This is a genomic window from Nostoc sp. LEGE 06077, from assembly GCF_015207705.1.
In the GTDB taxonomy this organism is placed as follows: Bacteria; Cyanobacteriota; Cyanobacteriia; order Cyanobacteriales; family Nostocaceae; genus Nostoc_B.
Window position 1 is genome coordinate 1 of the sequence record NZ_JADEWI010000126.1, and the last position, 1,446, is coordinate 1,446.

Annotated in this window: 1 protein-coding gene; it reads right to left on the reverse strand. The window is 37.4% G+C overall.

Annotated elements, in window-relative coordinates; translation table 11 throughout:
- Positions 1-76: 76 nt before the first annotated feature.
- Positions 77-1,186, reverse strand: coding sequence for an IS110 family transposase (locus IQ244_RS32190; protein WP_193900709.1), 1,110 nt, complete (start codon positions 1,184-1,186; stop codon positions 77-79).
- Positions 1,187-1,446 lie beyond the last annotated feature (260 nt).

The window sequence follows — 1,446 nt, forward strand, 5'->3', positions numbered from 1 at the left end:
GCTGGTACTGTCTTAAAATGCAAGTTTTGAATTAGGATTTTTTTAATAAATTTGGGACTTAATCGGAATAGCTGTTTTAAGCAGCTATATCCTGCATAGTCCCGCTTGTCGGGACTATTTTTTTGTCCATATTTTTTTGTTCTTTGACATTGTTGGAATTGTAATTTGGGTCATATTGAGTGTCATTTTTCCAGATGGCATAGCACTTGGTTAATAACTTTTTTTGGACAGCTACATAGCCTTTCATTTTGATTTGGGTACGTTCAAAGACACGCTCAAATAAGGCTTGACAACTCGGCTCTCCGAAGCGTACTGCATTGAATGCGGGCAAGTGTAAGATACGTCTAATTCGGCTACTACCCTTTTTAGAGATTCTTGTCTTTCCTACACGATTTCCCGATTGATTTTCGACTACATCATAGCCTGAAAAGCTGACTAACTGGCGGATATTTTCAAAACCAGTAAAACCATTAGTTTCAGCTATAATAGTAGCTACAGACAATAAGCCTAAACCTTTGATTTGACATAACTGCTCAATTTTAGGTTTAAGAATTGTGTCTTTTTCAATCAGTTTGGCAATCTGTTGTTTAGTTTCATCAATCTGTTGATCGTACAATCTTATCAATTTCTCCAAGTGTTTTAGCGTAAATTTATCAATCACTTGGCTGTGTAAAATAGCATGCTGTTGATTCTCAGATTGGTTTTTTAACTCTTGAAGTGTCTGATAGTGACGAGTTAGCATCCTTAACTGATAAATATTCTTCGAGAGAGGCTTCCAAAGTTTTAAGTTTTGCTCTAAGCCCATTTGGGCTAAACCTCTGGCATCTATACTATCATTCTTTGATTTATTACCGATGCTTTTTAGATAGTGTTTGGCTTTGTTTGGAAGCACCACACTAACGGCCAAATCTTTTTGGAATAGATACCAAGCAAGTTGCTCGTGATAGACACCTGTGGATTCCATCACGAAGCGGACAGGTAGAGATTTATCTTTACAATGCTTATCAACCCATGTCAAAAAACTCTCAAAAGCCGTCGTTTTATTGTTGATTTTACCGCTTCCCTTTATGGTTACTTTACCATTGGTATCTATCAAAGATACGCATACTTGTAAGTTATCTTTGCTAACATCTATACCAACGCAATAGCGCAGTAAAGTAGCTGAATTTTGGTCTTGTTTGTTCATGTCAGGGTTGGTTTAAAGTTGATTTTGCCTGACGGTTTTTCTCGAATTTTGCACATAAATTCAGGATTGTTGCTCTTGGCTACATCCAATAGGTACTGTCCAAGTTTATGAGAAAAACAGGGCGAACAGATAGACCAGCGGTACAATATCACCTATTTTCAAGGCGTATTAGCGGCGAAACTCGGGCTGCTGTTCTCCCCTGTCAAACACTACTCAAAATTGCACTTTTTCCAACAATTTCAATGAACTGCAAAGATATG